Source organism: Collinsella aerofaciens (assembly GCF_028209625.1).
GTDB lineage: Bacteria > Actinomycetota > Coriobacteriia > Coriobacteriales > Coriobacteriaceae > Collinsella > Collinsella aerofaciens_AM.
Genome location: NZ_JAQLDU010000040.1, coordinates 1 through 1,657, shown reverse-complemented (window position 1 = coordinate 1,657; position 1,657 = coordinate 1). Strand labels below are relative to the sequence as shown.

Sequence of the window (1,657 nt, the reverse complement as noted above, 5' to 3'; positions counted from 1 at the left end):
AGGCCTGGCGTTAGCATGTCGCGATTCAATCTCGAAAACAGCATTGCCCAGTTGACAAAACTATAGGAACACCCCCCGAAAGGCCCACCCCCTACCGTCATGGTCTACAATCGAGGACACGATTATTCGTCCATCCAAAGGACCGTCCTTGAACCTAAGCAAGCCTAAAATCAACGCGCTTCTGACACTCGCTCTTTTTACCTTCGCCTTTCTTTCCGCCGAGTTTCGCTTCGATATCAATGTCGGGCTGCTCTCCGGTGCCGAACGCGTTGTAATCGCACAGGGCTTTATTCTGGGTGCGAGCGTGCTCGGCTTTATCGGGTACGCGCCGCTGTTCGGGCTCGCACAGCGCAAAGGCCACTCACTAGCAGCCGTCAACGCCGCCGCCGTCCCTATCGTCATCATGGGCCTGACGCAAATTCAGTTCCCTACGGCCCCGCTTGTGCTCGAGATTCTGGGCTGCGTGGCATTCTTTGGGCTCGGTCTGCTGGGCGCCGCTGCTCACCACGCCTTTTCGTTGGCATTCCAGGATGACCCCAAACTCGCCACCGGCGCGGGAGCGGCCTATGCCGCGGGCATCCTGATGCAGTTCGCCGTCAACCTGCTCAATTGCGGCGGTATCGCAGAGCTTATCGTTCTCGGCACAGCGACGATCGCCATCTCTGCCCTCAGCGCTGTTCCTCAAAACACAGACACAGCCGCGAACCCTGCCATCAATCCCTTTGTTGAGCCCTCTCACGCCCTCGCCAAGCAGGCATGTTGGAGCATCGCGCTCGTCATGATTCTTGCCTGCTTGTTCTCGACCCTCGACAACGTGGTCACGCTCTCCAACGCCCACGGCACCATTGCCGTGCAAACATGGCCGCGCCTCTTTTTGGCGGCGAGCGGCCTTGCCGCCGGCATTATCTTTGATCTTGCCGAGCGCCGATACATGGGACTTGTCATGCTCGGCATCGCCGTGCTCTCGACCATTTCCATCCTGGCCGTGGAGGCCGGCGCCGATCCCAACCTGGGCCTTGTAGTCTTTTACCTGAGCTCGGGCTTTTTCGTCACGTTCTTCACTGCCACCTTTACACAGCTGGCACCGCGCATGCATGCGCCCGCTCTTTGGGCTGGCATGGGCCGCGCCGCCAACAATGTATGCGCTTTCACCACATCAGGCATCTCGCTTGCTCTCGTGACCTCGGATAACGTTGCCCTCATTATGATCGGCGCGCTCATTTTGCTCGTCGCCGCCTGCGCAGCATTCGTGGCAGCCGGCCTGTTCCGCCTGCCCCAAACCGAGCAGGAGCGCGAACATCAACAGCTTGCCGAGGAGGCGCTGGCAGCACCGAGTATCGAGGAGCAGCGCCAGGCCTTCATCGTCAACCACGGCCTCACCCCGCGCGAAGTCGACGTTCTCATGGCCGTAACCCAGGACGAGCGCCCGCTCAAACAGGTCGCCGAGGAGCTTGGTATCTCGATGCGCATGGTACAGCGCCACCTGAGCTCTATTTACCAAAAGACCGACACGCAGACGCGCGCCGGTCTCACCAAGGCCTTCCCCTCGGCCTAAAACAAAAACCACCACAAAGGTGCCTGTGAACTGCCTCCCATTTCTTGGACATCGGGAAATGGGAGGTTTTCCATGAGTATAGACCTCAGGGTGAAGCACGAC

The 1,657-nt window shown here is 59.3% G+C and carries 1 protein-coding gene; it reads left to right on the top strand.

Going from position 1 to position 1,657, the window contains the following annotated elements:
- The first annotated feature begins 148 nt into the window (after positions 1-148).
- The gene (locus PMW70_RS09650; RefSeq protein WP_271744731.1) at positions 149-1,555 is read left to right on the top strand and encodes a helix-turn-helix transcriptional regulator; all 1,407 of its coding nucleotides are present in this window, start codon (positions 149-151) and stop codon (positions 1,553-1,555) included.
- The last annotated feature ends 102 nt before the right edge of the window (positions 1,556-1,657 follow it).